Origin of the sequence: Rugosimonospora acidiphila, assembly GCF_039543385.1 — a bacterium.
GTDB classification, from domain to species: domain Bacteria; phylum Actinomycetota; class Actinomycetes; order Mycobacteriales; family Micromonosporaceae; genus Rugosimonospora; species Rugosimonospora acidiphila.
The window spans coordinates 30215-47296 of the sequence record NZ_BAABJQ010000007.1 but is presented as its reverse complement, the minus strand read 5'-3'; the positions used below and the strand labels follow the sequence as shown (position 1 = coordinate 47296).

Genomic DNA, 17082 nt, shown 5'->3' with positions numbered 1-17082 from the left:
CTGGCCTGGGGCCGTGCCTCAATCCGGGCGGCCCAGCGCCGGTCCGGGATCCGCCGGGCGGGGCGCGTGAGGGGTGTCGATGACCGTGGGCGCCGGCTGCTCGACCTCCCACAGCTGGTCGTCACCGTCGGGCTCCAGCACAAACTCGTACTCCTCCGCACCCACGGCACCGCCGGACCGGCGAGCCTTTGGCGGCGGCGCCGACCTGCCGCCGAGGGCCGGGCCGTGACCCGCCTCCTCCAGCGGCTCGGCGCCCGTGCCGCGGCGCAGGGTCGCCGAGCGGCCCTCCAGGTCCGGCCGGCCGCCGGCCTGCTGGCGGAAGGCCTCCTGCTCCTCCTCGGCCACACCGGGCCGGCGCCGCCCGGCCAGCCGGTCGGCCTCGTCGTCGCTTCGGGACCGTGGGCCGACACCGCGCCCGGCCGGCTCCTCCTCGGCCCGGGAGCCCGGCCGCCGCGGCCCGGACTCAGCGCGACGACCGCCCAGCCGGGGCGGCATCGGTGCGCGCGCGTTGGGGTGCTCGACCTCTTCGCTGAGGTCGGAACCCTCGGCCCCCTGTGACGGTGCCCCGCCGCGCCCCCGGGCGCCACGCAGGTTCGGCGTGCCACGACCCGGCGACGGCGGGCGGACCTGTCCGGGCCGGCGCAGTCCGGACAGGTTGGGCCGGCCGGGCATCGACGGCCTGGTCAGCGGCTCTTCCGCGCCGGCCAGCGGCCGCGGCTCACCCGGCGCCGACGGCGGGGGCTCACCGACGTTCGGCAGTGACGGCAGGACCGGCATCGGCAGCGGTCCGGCGGCCGGTGGCGGGCCCACGGTCGGCAGGTTGGGCACGTTGGGCAGGTTCAGCTGCGGCATGGGGCCCATCTGACCGGCCAGCGTCAGCGAGTGGTCGCTGCCGGGCAGGTTGGCCCCGGGCAGGTCGCTGCCGGGCAGGTTGGCGCCCGGCAGGTTGGCGCCGGGCAGATCCCCGGCCGGTACGTCGACGAGGTGATCGGGCGAGATCTGGGTGGGCAGCGTGGGCTTGGGCAGCGTGGGCTTGGGCAACACGCCCGGCGTCGGGAGCGTACCGGGCGGCAGCGCGCCGGGTGAGGGCACCGGCGGGCTCGCGAACGCCGCGTCCGTGGGTCCCTTGAACTTGGTGCCCCTGCTCAAGTGGTAGAAGTAGACATCCATATAGGTGTCGGCGAGGTCCTTCGCGTAGGGCTTGATCTTGTCGGCGTACTCCTTGCGCAGGCGCGTTTTGCGGTCCCCTTCGGACTCCGGCGACTCCCAGAACAGCAGAACGTTCGGCTGTTTGGGCGCACTGCCCGGTACCGATCCGGGTTGCTGGATGGCTTTGACGTACGTCTGCCAGATCGGTTTCGCCTTTTCCTGGTTTTTCTTGATGCTCGCGGCAAGCAGGTCGAGGCCGGCGGCGTTGGTCTGCGCGATCCCCTTCCACTCGTCGATCGAGTAGAGCGACCTGCCGACCTGCTGCAGGAACGCCCGGCCCGCGTCCGAGTCCCACTTCTTGGCCAGGGCGTCGGCGTACCGGCGCAGATTGTTCCCGGTGGTTTCGAGCAGCGATTCGACGCGTCGCCACATATCCGCCGTCGCGGTCACCCGCTCGTCGGACTCCCTCTGGACCATCATCCACAGGTTGTCGATGGTGACGCGACGATCGTCGTCCCACTGGGTCGGCTGATACGCCGCTTCCTTGGTGATCTGTGAGACCGAAATGTAGTCGTCGCTGGCGGCGGCCGGTGCCGGAATCGGTATCGGCGTGTAGCCGTAGTACTTGTCGTCGGGCATCGCTGTCTCCCGTTATCGTCGGGTCCCGCGAGAGCCGCCGAGCGTGCGCCCGCGCCGGCCCGACCGGTCAACGCTGGAGCGGATCGGTCGGAGTCTGGTTCATGTGGTCACTGTCGGCCGGGATGGTGTACGCACCGGGCGTTCCGGGCGCGATCGTCTGCCCGGCACCCGGGTCGTAGTGCGGCGCCGGGGCGTTGGGATCGAGCTGCGGGATCTTCGGAGGGACGTCTGTCGTCTTTCCGTCCGACGAGTCCGAGCCCCCGTCCTTGTCCCCCTGATCGAGCTTCTGTTGCAGCGTCATCATCCCCGGCGTCGGGAAGAACGCCGTCAGCACGTCGTCGAGCGTCGCGGAGCTCAGTTCGTCACCGCTCAGGTACTCGATGTAGATCGACGTCGCCGCTGAGCTCAGCGAATCCATCCCCATCCCGATGTCCTGCAGCAGGCCGCCGATCGCCTCCACACAGTCCTGGTGCTGCTCGCGGAAGAACTTGCCCTCCTGCAGGCCGCCGTCGCCGAACGGCGCGATCGCCTGGAGCATGGGCTGGACGCCCTGCTGGAAGTTCACGGTGAAGTCGTTGGTCAGCTCGTCGTGGACCAGCTTGGCGAAGTCCTGCAGGCCACTGACATCAACCTTGATCGGCGCCTTGTCGACCGGATGCCAGTTATCGGTGGGCGGGTTGCCCATGTCGCCTCCCCCGGGGCGCGTGGCGAAGTCGTGATCGACTTGCCTCAATGGTACCGGCTTGCCGCAACGCTCCTGAAGGCTTGCGGCGTGATTGTGTACGAACGGTGGTTGTTCATTCTGGCGGCGCCAGCCACGCGAGCTGTACCAGTTGGGTGCCGCCGCGCCGGGTCACCAACCACCCGCGGCCCGGCGGCTGCGGGGACGGGCGCACGTTGCCGAGCAGGCTGCCCTCCTCGCGGTCGCCGGAGAGCAGAATGCCGGGCGAGCCGAGTTCGCGCAGCCGCATGAGCACCGACTCGAACATGGCGCGGCTGGCTCCGCCGCTGCGCCGGGTGACGATCAGGTGCAGTCCCACGTCCCTGGCCTGGCTCAGGAACTCCAGCAGCGGCGTGATCGGGTTGACGTTCCCGCCCGCCACCAGGTCGTAGTCGTCGACCAGGAAGTACAGCTCGGGCCCCTTCCACCAGGTGCGCTTGCGCAGCTGGTCGGCGGTGACGTCGGGCCCGGGCAGCCGGGAGCGCAGCACCTCGATCACCTCGGTCACGATCTTCACGGTGCCCTCCGCCGTGGTACCGGTGCCGATGAGGTGCTTGCTGTCGATGGCGCCGAGCAGGCTGCGCCGGTAGTCCACGACGATGATCCGCGCCTCGGTCAGCTCGTACCGGTCGACGATGGCCTGACCGACCGCCCGCAGGAAGGAGCTCTTACCCGACGAGGAGTCGCCGAAGAGTACGAAATGCGACTCCGTGCCGAAGTCGATCCACACCGGACGGAGGTCGGCTTCGGCGATGCCGATGGGCAGGCCGGCCCGGCCGCGGTCGGTGACCGGCAGGGCCTCGTACGGCAGCGTCGCTGGCAGCAGCCGTACCGGTGGCGCACCGGCCTGCTGCCACCCGTTGCGGATCTCCTGTACCAGTTTGTCCACGCCGTCGGCGAGATCGTCGGTCTCCTGCCGCCCGTCGACCCTCGGCAGCGCGGACAGGAACTGCAGGCCGCCCGGCACGATGCCCCGGCCCGGCGTGCGGTCCGGGACGTTCATCGCGGCGCGCCGGTCGATCGCCGAGTCGCTGGGGTCGCCGAGGCGCAGCTCCAACCGGTTACCGAACAGGTCGCGCACGGCCGGGCGCAGATCCCCCCACCGGGTCGCGGCGGCGACCACGTGGATGCCGTAGGTCAGGCCCCGGTTGGCCAGGTCGTTGATGGTGCCTTCGAGGTCGTCGAAGTCGTTGCGGATGGTCGCCCAGCCGTCGATGACCAGGAACGCGTCGCCGAACGGGTCGTCGGCGTACTGCCCGGCCCGGCGCGCCCGCCGATAGTCGCCCATCGAGGCGATGCCGTGGGCGGTGAAGTGCCGCTCCCGCTCCGCCATCAGCAGCGCCATCTCGGCCACCGTCCGGCGCACCTCTCCGGTGTCCAGCCTGGTGGCCACCCCGCCCACGTGTGGCACGTCCCGCAGCGCGACCAGCGCTCCGCCGCCGAAGTCCAGGCAGTAGAACTGGGTCTCGCGGGGGGTGTGGGTCAGCGCGAGGCTGAGGATCAGGTCGCGCAGCAGGGTGCTCTTGCCGCTCTGCGGGCCGCCGACCACGAGCACGTGACCCGCGGAGCCGGACAGCTCCCACCACAGCGGATCGCGGCGCTGTTCCAGCGGCCGGTCGACGATGCCCACCACCGCGAGCAGGCCGCCCTGCAACTCAGGTACCTGCACGTTGAGGCCCCGGTCCGGGTCGACGGCGAAGGGCGGCAGCAGCGCGTCCAGCGTGGGCGGCTCGGCCAGCGGCGGCAGCCAGACCTGGTGGGCCGGCGTGCCCTGGCCGCGCATCCGGTCCACCAGGATGTCCAGCACGCTCTCCCCCACGGCCTCCTGCTGCTCCTCCTCCTGCGCCACCGGCTCCTCGGCGACCGGAGGCGCGACGTAGCCACTGACGTAGTCGCGCACGGCCGGGCCGCCGGCCGCGGCGAGCAGCGCGGGGGCGTCGCGGCGGTACACGCCGGAGACGTACGCGGCACGGAAGCGGCGCAGCGGCTCGGTGCCGAAGCGCAGGTACCCGTGGCCGGGCGAGCGGGGCAGCTCGAACGCGGCGGTGTCGCCGAGCACGATGCGGCTCTCCACGGCGGAGAACGTGCGCAGGCCGACCCGGTACGACAGGTGGGTGTCCAGGCCGCGCAGCCGGCCCTCCTCCAGCCGCTGGCTGGCCAGCAGCAGGTGCACCCCGAGCGACCGGCCCACCCGACCGATCTGTACGAACATGTCGATGAAGTCGGGCTTGGCGGTCAGCAGCTCACTGAACTCGTCGCAGATGATCAGCAGGCTGGGCAGCGGCGCCAGCGGTGCGCCGGCCGCCCTCGCCTTCTCGTACTCGCGCTGGCTGTCGTACTGGCCGGCCTTGCGCAGCAGCTCCTGCCGGCGCAGCAGCTCCCCGTTGATGGCATCGGTCATCCGGTCGACCAGGGGCAGTTCGTCGGCCAGGTTGGTGATGACCGCGCTGGTGTGCGGCAGGGCGTCCAGCTTCGTGAACGTGGCGCCGCCCTTGAAGTCGACGAGCACGAAGTTGAGCAGCTCGGGGCTGTGCGTCACGGCCAACGCGAGGACCAGGGTGCGTAGCAGCTCCGACTTGCCCGAGCCAGTGGCGCCGATCAGCAGTCCGTGCGGGCCCATGCCGTCCAGCGCGGACTCCTTGAGGTCCAGCTCCACCGCGCTGCCGTCCGACGACCATCCGATCGGTACCCGCAGCCGGTCGCGCTGCGGCCGGGGTACCCAGTGGTCGGCCGGACGGTACTCGGTGAGCTCGCCGATCTCCAGCAGGTCGGACAGGTTGATCTCGCCGCCGATCGAGCGCAGCTCCGCGCGTGAGGCGGCGGACAGCCGCAGCGGCGCCAGCTGCAGCGCCAGCCCCTCGGTCTCGACCGGCCCCAGCCCGTCGGCCTTCCCGACCTCGGCGCGGCCCTCGAAGGTGGTGCTCGACAGCGCACCGTCGGCGGCGATGTCCAGGACCAGCGTGCTCTGGTCGAGCACACGCGGCGGGGTACCGGACAGGTCCAGAACCGTCACGCCCTCCACACCGCCGTCGGTCCGCAGGTGGTCGGAGCCGAGCACGTCGCCGCCGTCCAGCACGACGATCAGGTGCGGCCCGCCCACCCTGCCCTCGTTGCCGGACGGGTTGAACCGCGGGCGGTTGGCCAGCACGTCGTCGAGCATCGCCTCCACGCCCGGCACGTTCGGCGCGAGCAGCCGCAGCTGACCCAGCGCGTCGGTGCGGCTGGGGTGCAGTCCGTGCGGCAGCCACTTGAGCCAGTCCCAGGCCGGCGCGTTGGCAGGCGAGGCACAGACCGCCACGAGCAGGTCGTCCGGCGCGTGGAACACCGCGGCCTGCGCGATGACGGCGCGCACCAGCGCCCGGGTGCGTTCGGCCTCGCCGCGCAGGTATACCCGCGCGAAGCCGTCCAGCGCCATCACCATCGGCAGGCCGTCGATGTTGGCGTAGGTGGTCATGAACCGGCGCAGCGCGAGCGCGCACATCGGGTCGAGGTCCTCCAGCGGCTTGCTCTGCGGGGGGACCAGCGGGGTGGCCAGCTCCTGCGCGCCGATGGCGATGCGCACCATGCCGAAGTCGGGGTCGCCGGGGCGCCGCTCCCACAGCCGCTGGCTGGTCGGTATCGACCACAGGGACTCGGGATCGGGGTACCGGTACAGCTGGGTGGCACGCTGGCGCTGCCCGTTGCGGCGGACCTGTCGGCGGCGCTGGCTGAGGTGGCGCATGTAGTTGCGGCGGGCCAGCAGCATCTCCTGCTTGCCCGGGCCGCTGTGCTGGCCGAGCTGCGAGGCGAGCATGCCGATGGCGGACAGCCCGAACATGCCGCCGGTCAGGTACGCCAGCGAGCCGCCGCGCTGGCCGGCGAACATCAACGCCATCGAGCCGGACCCGGCGAGCATCGGCACCATCATCATCAGCTGCGCCCAGCCGCGCCCGGTCGGCGCCGGGACCTCCGGAGGCGGGTCGAGCAGGATCTCGCCCGACGGGTACTCCGGCTCCGGCCGGCGCGAGGTCCTCCGGTGCACGATGGTGCTCACCCCTGCGTCACCTCCGTGAGGTGCGGCGCCCTGATGTCGCGCGGCGCTCTGATGTCGTGCTGCGCTCGGTCGTCGTGCTGCGCTCTGATGTCGTGCGGCGGACTGATGTCGTGCGGCGGCCACGTTAGGTGATCTTGTGCCGCGAACGACAGAACACATGGTAGTCGCGCGACTGCTACCTTGGGGCACACAGATCAACCGAGTCGGATGCGGAGGCACAGCAAATGGCTGACAGCCCCGGTGCGGGACTCGCCAAGGTGGTGATCGCCGCCCCCAGACGCCGGCTCGACCTGGCGCTGCCCGAGCAGATCCCGCTGGCGATGCTGCTGCCCAGCGTGCTACCCCGGGCCGACGAGGCGCTGGCCGACAGCGGTCTGGAGCACGGTGGCTGGGTCCTGCGGCGTACCGACGGCTCCACCCTGGACCTGGGTCGCACGCTGGCCGCCCAGGGCGTACGCGACGGCGAGGTCCTGCACCTGGCGCCCCGGTACCGGCAGTGGCCCGAGCTGGAGTACGACGACGTGGCCGAGGCCATCGCGTCGGGGGCGCGCGACCACGGCGTCGCCTGGAGCAACGCCGCCACCCGGGTGGCCGGCCTTGCCACCGGCGTGCTCGTGCTGCTGGGCACGCTCGCCCTGCTGCTGGCCTCCGGCCCCGGCTGGCTGGTGCCCGCGATCGCGGCGCTGGCCGTGGCGGTCTGCCTGCTGGTCGCCGGGGTGGTGGTCTCGCGCACGCTGCCGGACGCGGTGGCCGGCGCCACCGTCGGGGCGGTCGCCCTGGCGTTCGCGTTCGCCGGCGGCCTGATGCTGCTGGGTGGCCACGACCGGCTCGGGCGCCTCGGCGCCCCGCACCTGCTGCTCGGCTCGGCCCTGCTGCTGGTCTTCGGGCTGCTGGGCTACCTCGGCGTGGCGGCGATGGTGCGGCTGTTCGTCGCCGGTACCGTGGCCGGCCTGCTGGGCATCCTGGCCGGGCTGGTGGGCCTGACCGCGCTGCGCGCGCCGGCGACCGCCGCGGCGACGGTGGCGGCCCTGGCCCTGCTCGCCCCGGCGCTGCCGCTACTGTCGATCCGGCTGGGCAAGGTGCCGCTGCCGGTCCTGCCGCGCACCGCGGACGACCTACTCAGGCAGGATCCGACCCCGCCGGCCGTGTCCACGTACGCCTCGGTGGCCCGGGCCGACGAGATCCTCACCGGCTGCATGCTCGCCTTCACCGCGGTCAACCTGGTCTGCCTGTGGCTGATCAGCCGCGGTTCCGGCGTGGCCGTGCCCCTGCTGATCGCCGTCGTGTCGCTGGTCTGCCTGCTGCGCGCACGCGTCTTCGGCACGGTCCGGCACCGGTTGCCGTGGCTGGTCACGGGCGTGTTCGGGCTGGCCACACTGCTGCCGGCGCTGGACCGGGCCGCGATCGGCATCCGGCTGGGTGTCGGGCTGCTGATGCTCCTCGCGGCGGCCGCCACCATCACGGCCGGACTGCGCTACAGCCGGCGCGGGCCGTCGGTCTACCTGGGCCGGCTCGCCGACATCGCGGACATCCTGCTGGTGCTGGCGACGATACCGGTCGCCTGCGATGTGATGGGGCTCTACGGGTTGGTGCGGGGAATCGGCGGCTGACGCGCGCCGCGTCCGCCCGGCGGTTCAGGCGGGTCCGCGGCGGCCGGTGCGCTAGTCGCCGATCACGTTGCCGTGGTCGTCGATTTCGCGCAGCTCCGGCCCGCGTACCAGCGCGGTGATCGCCTCGTCGACGGTGTCCGCGACCAGGAACTCACCGACCGGGTGCAGCAGGAACACCCGGCCGGTCTCGTCGACGACGGCGTCGCTCGGGCCGTCCTCGTACCAGGCCAGGGGGAACACCGGTACGCCGAGGTCGGCGCCGAACTCGGTGAACAGGTCGATCACTACCCGTCCCTCGTCCGGCCACAGCTCGACTCGGAAGCCACCGCCGGCGTAGCCCACCCGGGAGAGCTGGGTGAAGCGCAGCCCCCCGAACTCGGCCAGCGCGGCCTGGGCGGCGGGGAACAGCGTCAGCCCGCGCCGCGCGCCCGGGTCCCGCTCGTACACGTCCGACAGCCACTGCGACACCCGGCTCGACACGTCGCGGCCCGGCCGCCAACCGGCGGCGCTCAGCACCTCGCGGACCTCGGCGGAGAACCTCTGCTCGGCCCGGCGTTCCAGCTGGTAGCGCTGCGCCACGGCCTTGGCGGACAGCGACGGCCAGAGCGACTGCTCGCCGGTCTCCCGGTCGATGACCAGGCGCGGGGCGCCGACCGTGTTCGGCGGGCCGTCGCGCCGCGGGGCCGGCGGCGGCACCGCCCAGGCGACGTAGCCCAGGTCGAACTCGTACAGGCCGACCTCACCGCCACCGGCCGGGAGAGCACGCAGCGCCCACGACCGGGCCAACTGCGTCGCCTCTTCTGGCGTGATCACCTGGCACCTCCCCCGGTTGACCGCCCGCCTGTCGACATGAGGACACGGCGTCGCGGATCGGTCTCGCCCTCAAGGCGGCCTGGCGCCTATCGTAGGCAGCCGAGGCCCCTGTTGTGGGTGTAAAGGATGTGGAGCGGACCATGCCGTCCCGCCGGGAGCAGATCCAGTCCTACCAGTACCTCATGCAGCGGGTGGTGAACGCGTTCGTCGCCGGACAGACCGACCCCCCGCTGTCACCCATGCGCAGGATGGCCGGTGCCGGGTTCGCCAGTGTCATGATCGCGGCCCTGATCGTCGCCGTTGTCGGCGTGGTCGGCCTCGTCAAGCACGGTGGGAACACCTCGTGGCGCGATCAGCGGGCGGTCATCATCGAGAAGGAGACCGGCACCCGATACATCTACCGCGACGACACGCTGTACCCGGTGGCCAACTACGTCTCCGCCCTGCTGGCTCTGGGCGGCTCGGAGAGCACGGTCGCGGTGTCCCGAGAGTCGCTGGTCGGGGTCGCCCGGGGCCCGCTCATCGGCATCGTGGGCGCCCCGGACGCGCTGCCACCCGCCGGGCGCATCCTCGGCGCGCCGTGGTCGGTCTGCGCGCAGCCGGACGTCGACTCCAGCGGTGCCAGCACGGCCACCAGCTGGCTCTGGGCCGGGCGCGCGCCGCAGGACGCGACCCACCTGGGCCAGGACGGGCTCGTGGTCAGGCTGCGCACCGGCGACACCACCTACCTCGTGTGGAACGGTCACCGCTTCCCCATCGACAAGCGCACGCTCGGCGCGCTGGGCGCCGACCAGGCACCGCAGCTCGTGGTGGACGAGGCCTGGCTGGACGCGGTCCCCCAGGGCCAGTCCATCACGCCGATCGGGCTGGCCGATCGGGGCAGGCCGTCGACAGCGGTCCGGGGTGCGCTGATCGGCCAGATCTACGCGGCGACCGGCGGCGGCACCACGCAGTACTACCTCGTGCGGCCGGGCGACCTGCTGCCGTTGACCGCCGTCGAGGAGCAGGCCGAGCTCGCGAACCCCGCCACCGCCGACGCGTACCCGGGCGCGACCCCCACCGTCCGGCAGGTCAACCCTGCCGAGATTGCCGGCGTGCGCAAGGCGAGCCGCCCGGCCCGCACCGACGAGACCGCACCGGCGCAGGTACCGAACCTGGCCAGGCCGGACACCGGCAGCGCGGTGTGCGCGGAGTACCGCGACGGCACCTCGACGCCGGAGCTGGTGTACGACGCCGGTTCGGCACCGGTCGGGGGCATCACGACCGGCGGCAGCGAGACCGCCGCCGTGGTCGACCGCGTCGTGGTACCGCCGGGCTACGGTGCCGTGGTGCGGTCGGTGTCCTCGGCGGACTCCGGCGTCGGGACCCTCTTCCTGGTGACCGACGAGGGCAAGCGTTACCCGGTGCCGGACGCGCAGCAGCTGTCCTGGCTGGGGTACGGGTCGGTCAAGCCGCTGGACCTGCCGTCCTGGCTGGTCTCCCGGATACCCGGCGGGCCGAGCCTGGACCCGGCCGACGCCGCGCTTCCCGTGTCGGGTTCATAAAGCATCTGTCCAGATGTAGCGAGACTTCGATACCGTCGTACTCAACAGTGCGTGCCTGAACGGGCACGATTCGGCGATGCCGCCCTTCGGGGGGGCGCGGACAGACCGAATGGAGGTGGGTCCGGGATGGCAGCAGGCGATGGTGTGACCACCGATGCCGCAGTCATGGCAAAGACCGCGCAGGAGGTCGACGGCGCGGCAGACCGGCTCACGAACATGTTCAACAAGCTGATGAACGAGCTGACTCCGTTGCAGAACTCCTGGATGGGCGCGGGCGGTTCGTCATTCCAGCAGGTCAAGGAGCGCTTCGACGGCGATGTCGCGAACCTGAACGTGGCGCTTCGCAGCATCGCCGAGGCGGTCGGCTCCGCGGGCCGCGACTACACCGTCAGCGACGACGAGATGAAGTCGGAGATGCAGCGGGCGGGCGCGTCCGCAGGCGAGATCACGCAGGCGCTCAGACTGAGCTGAGCCGCACACGGGAGGACCATTTGTCCGGCAGCGAAATCGTCGTCCAGTTCGCCGCGCTTCAGCAGGCCGCCGACGACATCAACAGCGCCCTGTCGTCGATGCAGTCCGAGTTGGACCAGATAAACTCGCAGGTCCAGCCGCTCGTGCACACCTGGCAGAGCGAGGCGCAGCAGGCGTTCATCCAGCGCAAGACCGAGTGGCAGAACGCCGCCAACGACCTGCACCAGTTGCTGAGCGGCATCAAGAGCGCGGTGCTCAAGTCAGCCGAAATCATGCAGGCGCGCGAGAAGGCCAACGTCGCCAAGTTCCAGCACTGACGACCGTCGGTCCGGGAAGCGGTCATGGGTGAGCAGTCGCCCATGACCGCGGCTTGCTGCCCGGGTGGAAACTGGTCATCGCGAGCGGGTACTGATGACCGTCGCCGGCGGCGACGCCATCATTCCCTTCGATAACCGGCCAAACGGCGCCTGGATACCGCCGGGTCGCTGGGGCGCACGGGGAGGACGGATGCCAGACTAGGCCGACGATCTCGATAGTCACGGGGAGGTTGGCATGCCAGGCGCGCCATTCCAGTTCATCGAGGCGCTGGGCGCATGTCAGGTGGGTAAGGTCTGGTCGGGCGTGGACACCCAGTCCAACCGGCTGACCGTGGCCGTGCTCGACGGCACCGTGGCGAGCGAAGCGCGCTGGCGGGAGGCGTTCACGCAGGCGTGCAACGAGCTCACCCGCCAGCGTGGCGCCTTCGCCTACTCCGACCTGACCGCTGCGGCACCGTGGGTGGCCTGGCGTGCCGGCGACGGTCCCGGCGCGGAGGCGGTGTTCATCGCGCTCGGCATGGACTACCGGCCCACCCCGAAGCCGAGCGCCCCGGGGACTCTTGACCCGTTCGCGCCCCCGGCGAATGCCGCGCCGCAGCCGGCGCCGGATCGCCCCTGGGCAACCCAGCCGGTGCCGCAGCAAGCCTCCGCGCCGCAACAGCCAGGGCCGCAGCAGCAACAGTTTCCGGCTGCGCAGAGCCCGGCGCAGCAGCTCTGGGCGCCGCAGCCGTGGGCGCCGCAGCCGGCGGGGCAGATCGTCTTCGCCCCACCGACCTCCGTCCCGCCCGCGGCCGGTCAACCCACGTCCGCGCCAGCCGCCGTCGAGCCCGCGTCACCCACCGAGCCGACATCCGCGGTACCGGCGGGTGACCCCATCTCCGCACCGCCCGCGTCCGGCGAACCGACGTCCGGGCCACCCGCGTCCGGCGCGCCCACCTCCGCCCCACCGGCGCCCGTGTCACCGGCATCCGGCACGCCTGTGTTTGGCGCGCCGGTGCTCGGCGCGCCCGTGTTCGGCGCGCCGGTGCTCGACACCCCGGTGTTCGGCAACGGCGCGATGGCGCCGCCGGAGACGCTCGGCGCCGCCGCCCCGGTCCCGGACGCTGCCGGGTCCAGGAGCGACGAGCTCAACCCGTTCGCCGTCAGGCCCACCCCGCCGCCGGACCTGCTCGGCCTGCCGCCGTTCGATCCGCGGGAATCCCGCATCGTGCCGACGCCGCCGAGTCGCCGCCGCACTGGGCTGTGGATCGGGATCGCGGCCGCGATCGTCGTCCTGCTGGCCGGTGGTGGAGTGGTCATCTGGCAGGGGCTCGGCGGCCCGTCCAAGCCGGCGGCCGTCGCCTCCACGCCACCCAGCGTCCCCGGCTCGGCGCCGCTGTCGACGCCCGCGCCCGTGCATCCCGGCCAGGAGCCGCCGGTACAGGCCAAGTGGCCGGTCTCGTGGCCGAAGTTCCAGACCACGGACCGGCTTCGCACCTACACCGGCCTTGACGGGCTGGGCTTCACCGTCAAGGTGCCACTCACGTGGCAGTGCACGCCCGGAGGACGGGCCGCCGACTACGCCGAGTACGAGTGCGGGATATCCCCCGGTACCGACACGCAGCTCGGCGGCGATCTGGTGGTGCGCGACTGCCCGAAGCCGTGCGACGCCAAGGTGCAGACGGCCATGCGCAAGGCCGAGGAGGCGTGGAGCCTGCAGTGGCAGCAGGTCAGCCCGAACGCGACCTACGCCGAGTCGAGCTCGCTGCAGGTCGATGGCGCCACCCGGTACGGGCTGGTTCTCGTGGCCTACTTCCGCTCCGGCACCGACGGTGACGTGGACCGGCAAGTGGTGCTACGGATGACCGCGCCGCCGTCCGGTGCCGGCCAGGTACGCCGGGTCGCCAACTACCTGCACGACACGCTGATCTTCTAGACGGCGGCCTCGCGGGCTGCGGTCGGCTGCTCCTCGACGACCGGCGAGGAGCCGTCCGCAGCCGGTGACGGGGCCGCCGGTGACGGGGCGGTCTGCGCGGGTACCTGGGTGGTGTCGCGCAGGCTCAGGCCCAGCCGCGCGATCAGGAACAGCGGCAGCCAGGTCAGGTAGCCGGCCAACGTGATGACCACGTGCGAGGCCTCCAGCCAGGACACCTGCAGCAGCGCGACCAGGAACAGCATGGGTGCGAACTGGCCGGTCCGGGCCAGCGCCAGGGACTCGCGGAAGGTCAGGTACAGCAGAACGCCGGCCAGCACGGCGGTCAGCAGCCCGCCCACCACCAGGAACTGCACCATCATGTTGTGCCCGTGGGTGAACTGACCGCCCAGCGCCTTGGCGAGGTCGGGCTCCCGGTCGAAGAAGTCCGGGCCGAAGCCGAGGATCGGCCGCTGGGTCCAGCGGTCCAGCAGTGCGTGCCAGATCCTGCCCCGGTTGGTGAAGCTGGTGGGTGCCCGGCTGACCAGCGGCACCACGACGATCAGCGCGAGGCTGGCCGCGACCAGCACGGACGCCGGCCAGGTCCGCTTCGGCCAGCGCGTCATCAGCAGGTACGCCACCACAACGACGACCGTGGCGAGCTGGCTGGTCCGCGACCCCGTCCAGAGCTGCGCGAGCAGCACCAGGGCCAGCGAGGACCAGCGCAGCGGCGCGTTGCGCAGGCAGAACACGAACGGCAGGCCGAGCGCCAGGGCGATGCCCAGCACGTTGGAGTGCTCGTACGGCCCGGCGAGCAGGCCGCCGAGCAGCCCGCTCTTGCTGCCCGTGTTCGCGCCGGTGAGCAGCCCGAGGTCGGGCCGGGCAACGGCCAGCAGCATCGAGCCGACGGCGCTCACGGCGGCGAGCACGCCGAGCACGCCGAAGACCCGGACGCTCGGTGGCCGCAGCCAGATCGCGACCGCGGCCAGCGGGAGCGCGAGCCACACGATCTCCGGCGGCTCGTGGTCGGCCAGGCCGGAGACCACCGCCGCGACCAGGGGCGCGACCGCCACGGCCAGCCACGGCAACCGGGCCTTGCGGCAGCGGCGCAGCCCGGACACCGCGAGGATGGCCGCCACGACGATGAACAGCAGGCTGATCGCGTTGCCGGCGGTGGTCACCGCGGCCGGCACCGGTGCGTTGGCGGCGTTGAACGCCGGGCGGCCGCTGGTGAAGTCCTGGATCAGCCCGGGGGCCACGATCCGCAGCCAGGCCAGGGCGATGAGGGTGGCCGAGCCGATGGTACCGACGCCGTGCCGGCGCACGAAGGCGATCGCCGCGTGCAGCGGGCCGCCCGACGACAGCCCATTGGCCGCCTGGTCGCCGGACCACAGAGTGCTTGCGCGCAGCCGGTCCCGCAGGTGTCGGACATCGTCCAGGTACGGAAACATCAGCATCCTCAACGAGTACATGTGCCCGGTACGGCGGATCGCCAGCGCGGCGATCCCCATCGAGACACCGTAACCGCCCAGGCTGGCCAGGGCGGCTCCGGTGGCGCCCAGCGGCGCGAACAGGAACAACAGGGCGATGCCGACGGCCGAGCCGATGACCAGGGCACTGGACGACGCGCCGGCCCGTCCCCCGATCAGCAGGGCGGCGGTCAGCAGCACGACGCAGGTGTACAGCGTCGTGGCGGCACACAGGATCACGGTCGGGCCGATCGCCGGAGCGAACGCCGAGCCGAAGAACAACGGGACCGCGAACGGGGTGACCGCGGCGAGCAGGGCGCACGCGACGACCGACACCGCCACCGACAGCCGGGCCACGGCCGTGGCGCCCCGAGGGTCGGTCGTGGACGGGCGCCCCATGAGCACCGTGCGGGCCGCGGTGGCGATGGCCATCGGGATCTCGGCGACGCTGACCGCGGCCGCGTAGTAGCCCAGTTGCCTGGCGCCGATGACCGGCAGCCCGACGATCTGGTCGAGGCGGGCGCTGGAGATCGCGGCAAGCACCCCGGGCAGGCACCTCAACGCGTAGCCGGCCAGCGACCGGGTGGGGATGGGGTCGACCGTGGGCGTGTGGTCGGGAGGCGGCTGGTCGGGGCCGGCCGGTGCGTGTCGCAGCCGGGCCAGGCCGACCGCGATCGCGGGCAGCATGGAGGCCAGGAACAGCAGCCCCGCCCAGTACGCGTTCAGATCGAAGGCGACACAGGCGAAGACCAGCAGGGCGGTACGCACCGCGGCCGGTACCACCTTGACGAGGTTGACCCCGCGGATGTCGGAGGCTCCGGTCAGCGCGCCGATCAGCAGGTTCGCCAGGATGTGCACCGGCGCCAGCAGCGCCAGCGTGAGGAATTCGGCGTAGTGCCCGCCGTTGCCCGCGAAAACCCCCAGGCCCAGCGCGGCCAGCAGCCCGATGCCCAGCAGGCCCAGCGGTACCGTGGCGAGCAGGCTTACCTTGGCGGCGCCCCGCCGGCTCAGCCGGGCGTGGTACAGGTGGTAGCTCAGCGAGTCCTGGAGCCCGTAGGTGCCGGCCCACCCGTACACGACCACGGGCAGGGTGAGCGCGGCGTACAGCCCGCGACCGTCGGGGCCCAGTTCGCGGGACAGCAACGGGCTGACGATCAGGCCGCTGATCGGCACCAGCAGGTTCGCGAACGAGGCCGAGGCCAGCTTCCGGGTGGACATCACGAGCCTTCCCGCGGTACGGGGCCGGTGGGGTCGAGCACGCCCACCCGCTCCAGCGCGTCGACCAGCCGCTGCGCGAAGCGCCGCTCGGAGAACTCCCGCTCGATCAACCGGGGCGCCTCGTGCGCCATCCGGTCCAGGTCTTCGGCAGTGCAGGACAGCAGCTGCCCGGCCAGCGCGGCCGGCGAATCCGCCACCCGTACGGCGAGCGACGGCGGGATGCCCTCGGCACCGGCCGGGGTGGCGAACACGGGTACCGCGTGTGCCAGCAGGGTCAGCGTCTTGAGCTTGACCCCCGCGCCGCTCCACAGCGGCACCATCGCGGCACGGGCCGGGGCCAGCACGGGCGCCAGGTCCTCCACATAGCCGGCCAGCTCCACGCCCGGATGCGCCGCGACGGCGTGCCGCAGCCCCGCGGACGGGCCCGACCCGACCAGGGTCATGGTGTACCCGACCCGGTGCAGCGCCGCCCAGCCCTCGTCGAGGAACCGCAGCAGGCCCAGCACGTTGGGACGGTAGGCGAAGCTGCCGAGCCAGACCAGGGTGCGCTCCCGTGGCCGGGGCAGGTGGCCGGCCGGTATCTCGACGCAGCTGGGCAGCGTGACGTCGGCGGCCCGGCCGTGGTACCGGGCCAGCCGGGCCGACTCCTCGGTGCTGGTCACCGAGACCGTGGCGGCGCGCGAGAGCGCGCGCGACTCGAAGCCGCCCGACACCCGGGTCAGGTACCGCGCGCGCAGCCGGTCAACGAAGCCGGGTGCCTCCCGCGCGTCCTGGCGGGCGCTGGCGCTCAGCACGTTCGCCTTGTCCCAGTGCCATCTCAGGCCGGTACCCGGGAAGTACGCGCCGGCAGCCTCGCCGATGGCCAGACCCGCCCCGGTGCGGGTACGCAGGTCGGCGTGCAGGGCCGCGCTGTAGCGGGTACGCACCCAGGGCGGCAGGCCGGCGGCGAGGGCCTCCGGGTACCGGCCCGCGGGGCCCAGCCGGCCCAGCCGGTACGGGGTGGCCGGGAAGTCCCGTACTTCGACCCCGGGCAGCAGCTCCCGCAGCCGCGCGACCTGCTCACCGGTCGTCTCCGGCCGGCGGACCACCGACAGGGTGTACCCGCGCACCCGCGACAGCGCCCGCAGCATCATGAGTACCCGCACCGGATCGCCCCGATCGGCGGGCAGCGGGAAGTATGTCGAGACGACCGTCAGCTCCATCGACC

General features: G+C 72.4%; 11 protein-coding genes. 5 read left to right on the top strand and 6 right to left on the bottom strand.

Annotation, left to right across the window (positions count from 1 at the left end):
* Positions 1 to 18: 18 nt before the first annotated feature.
* The 3 genes from ABEA87_RS14215 to eccCa all read right to left on the bottom strand — a co-directional run bounded on the left by ABEA87_RS14215 (position 19) and on the right by eccCa (position 6542).
* Positions 19 to 1788 carry a hypothetical protein gene (locus tag ABEA87_RS14215; RefSeq protein WP_345629691.1) on the bottom strand — a complete coding sequence of 590 codons (1770 nt, stop codon included), beginning with the start codon at positions 1786 to 1788 and terminating at the stop codon, positions 19 to 21.
* Positions 1789 to 1855: 67 nt separating this feature from the next.
* Positions 1856 to 2473 carry a hypothetical protein gene (locus tag ABEA87_RS14210; protein WP_345629689.1) on the bottom strand — a complete coding sequence of 206 codons (618 nt, stop codon included), beginning with the start codon at positions 2471 to 2473 and terminating at the stop codon, positions 1856 to 1858.
* A 112-nt stretch (positions 2474 to 2585) separates the two neighbouring features.
* Complete coding sequence (gene eccCa, locus ABEA87_RS14205; protein WP_345629687.1) at positions 2586 to 6542, bottom strand: type VII secretion protein EccCa; 3957 nt, start codon at positions 6540 to 6542, stop codon at positions 2586 to 2588.
* Between the two features lie 224 nt (positions 6543 to 6766).
* On the opposite strand from eccCa, the gene eccD reads away from it, so the two are divergent.
* Complete coding sequence (gene eccD, locus ABEA87_RS14200; RefSeq protein ID WP_345629685.1) at positions 6767 to 8152, top strand: type VII secretion integral membrane protein EccD; 1386 nt, start codon at positions 6767 to 6769, stop codon at positions 8150 to 8152.
* A gap of 51 nt (positions 8153 to 8203) precedes the next feature.
* Here eccD and ABEA87_RS14195 read toward each other — a convergent pair whose 3' ends face one another.
* Positions 8204 to 8965, bottom strand: a complete 762-nt coding sequence (locus ABEA87_RS14195) for an SUKH-3 domain-containing protein (protein WP_345629683.1) — start codon at positions 8963 to 8965, stop codon at positions 8204 to 8206.
* Between the two features lie 140 nt (positions 8966 to 9105).
* Between ABEA87_RS14195 and eccB the strand changes: the two genes are divergently transcribed.
* From eccB to ABEA87_RS14175, 4 genes are all read left to right on the top strand, one after another.
* Positions 9106 to 10509, top strand: coding sequence for a type VII secretion protein EccB (gene eccB / locus ABEA87_RS14190; RefSeq protein ID WP_345629681.1), 1404 nt, complete (start codon positions 9106 to 9108; stop codon positions 10507 to 10509).
* Positions 10510 to 10635: 126 nt separating this feature from the next.
* Positions 10636 to 10980 carry a WXG100 family type VII secretion target gene (locus tag ABEA87_RS14185; RefSeq protein ID WP_345629679.1) on the top strand — a complete coding sequence of 115 codons (345 nt, stop codon included), beginning with the start codon at positions 10636 to 10638 and terminating at the stop codon, positions 10978 to 10980.
* 20 nt (positions 10981 to 11000) lie between these two features.
* Positions 11001 to 11297 (top strand): WXG100 family type VII secretion target, encoded by a 297-nt coding sequence (locus tag ABEA87_RS14180; protein ID WP_345629677.1) that lies wholly within the window; start codon positions 11001 to 11003, stop codon positions 11295 to 11297.
* Between the two features lie 235 nt (positions 11298 to 11532).
* A complete protein-coding gene (locus tag ABEA87_RS14175) occupies positions 11533 to 13212 on the top strand; it encodes a hypothetical protein (RefSeq protein WP_345629675.1) in 1680 nt (559 codons plus the stop codon).
* Here ABEA87_RS14175 and ABEA87_RS14170 read toward each other — a convergent pair.
* Together ABEA87_RS14170 and ABEA87_RS14165 are read right to left on the bottom strand one after the other, a co-directional pair.
* Entirely contained in the window at positions 13209 to 15875 is a 2667-nt protein-coding gene (locus ABEA87_RS14170; RefSeq protein WP_345629673.1) for an O-antigen ligase family protein, read from the bottom strand. The two genes, ABEA87_RS14175 and ABEA87_RS14170, sit on opposite strands and share 4 nt — an antisense overlap.
* Positions 15875 to 17077 (bottom strand): glycosyltransferase, encoded by a 1203-nt coding sequence (locus ABEA87_RS14165; RefSeq protein WP_345629671.1) that lies wholly within the window; start codon positions 17075 to 17077, stop codon positions 15875 to 15877. Before ABEA87_RS14165 ends, ABEA87_RS14170 begins: the two co-directional genes overlap by 1 nt.
* Positions 17078 to 17082 lie beyond the last annotated feature (5 nt).

Bases quoted from the DNA above. Each gene is read 5' to 3' on its own strand.
- ABEA87_RS14215 (WP_345629691.1), bottom strand. From the start codon at position 1,788: ATGCCCGACGACAAGTACTACGGCTACACGCCGATACCGATTCCGGCA.
- ABEA87_RS14210 (WP_345629689.1), bottom strand. From the start codon at position 2,473: ATGGGCAACCCGCCCACCGATAACTGGCATCCGGTCGACAAGGCGCCG.
- eccD (WP_345629685.1), top strand. From the start codon at position 6,767: ATGGCTGACAGCCCCGGTGCGGGACTCGCCAAGGTGGTGATCGCCGCC.
- eccB (WP_345629681.1), top strand. From the start codon at position 9,106: ATGCCGTCCCGCCGGGAGCAGATCCAGTCCTACCAGTACCTCATGCAG.
- ABEA87_RS14185 (WP_345629679.1), top strand. From the start codon at position 10,636: ATGGCAGCAGGCGATGGTGTGACCACCGATGCCGCAGTCATGGCAAAG.
- ABEA87_RS14175 (WP_345629675.1), top strand. From the start codon at position 11,533: ATGCCAGGCGCGCCATTCCAGTTCATCGAGGCGCTGGGCGCATGTCAG.
- ABEA87_RS14170 (WP_345629673.1), bottom strand. From the start codon at position 15,875: ATGTCCACCCGGAAGCTGGCCTCGGCCTCGTTCGCGAACCTGCTGGTG.
- ABEA87_RS14165 (WP_345629671.1), bottom strand. From the start codon at position 17,077: ATGGAGCTGACGGTCGTCTCGACATACTTCCCGCTGCCCGCCGATCGG.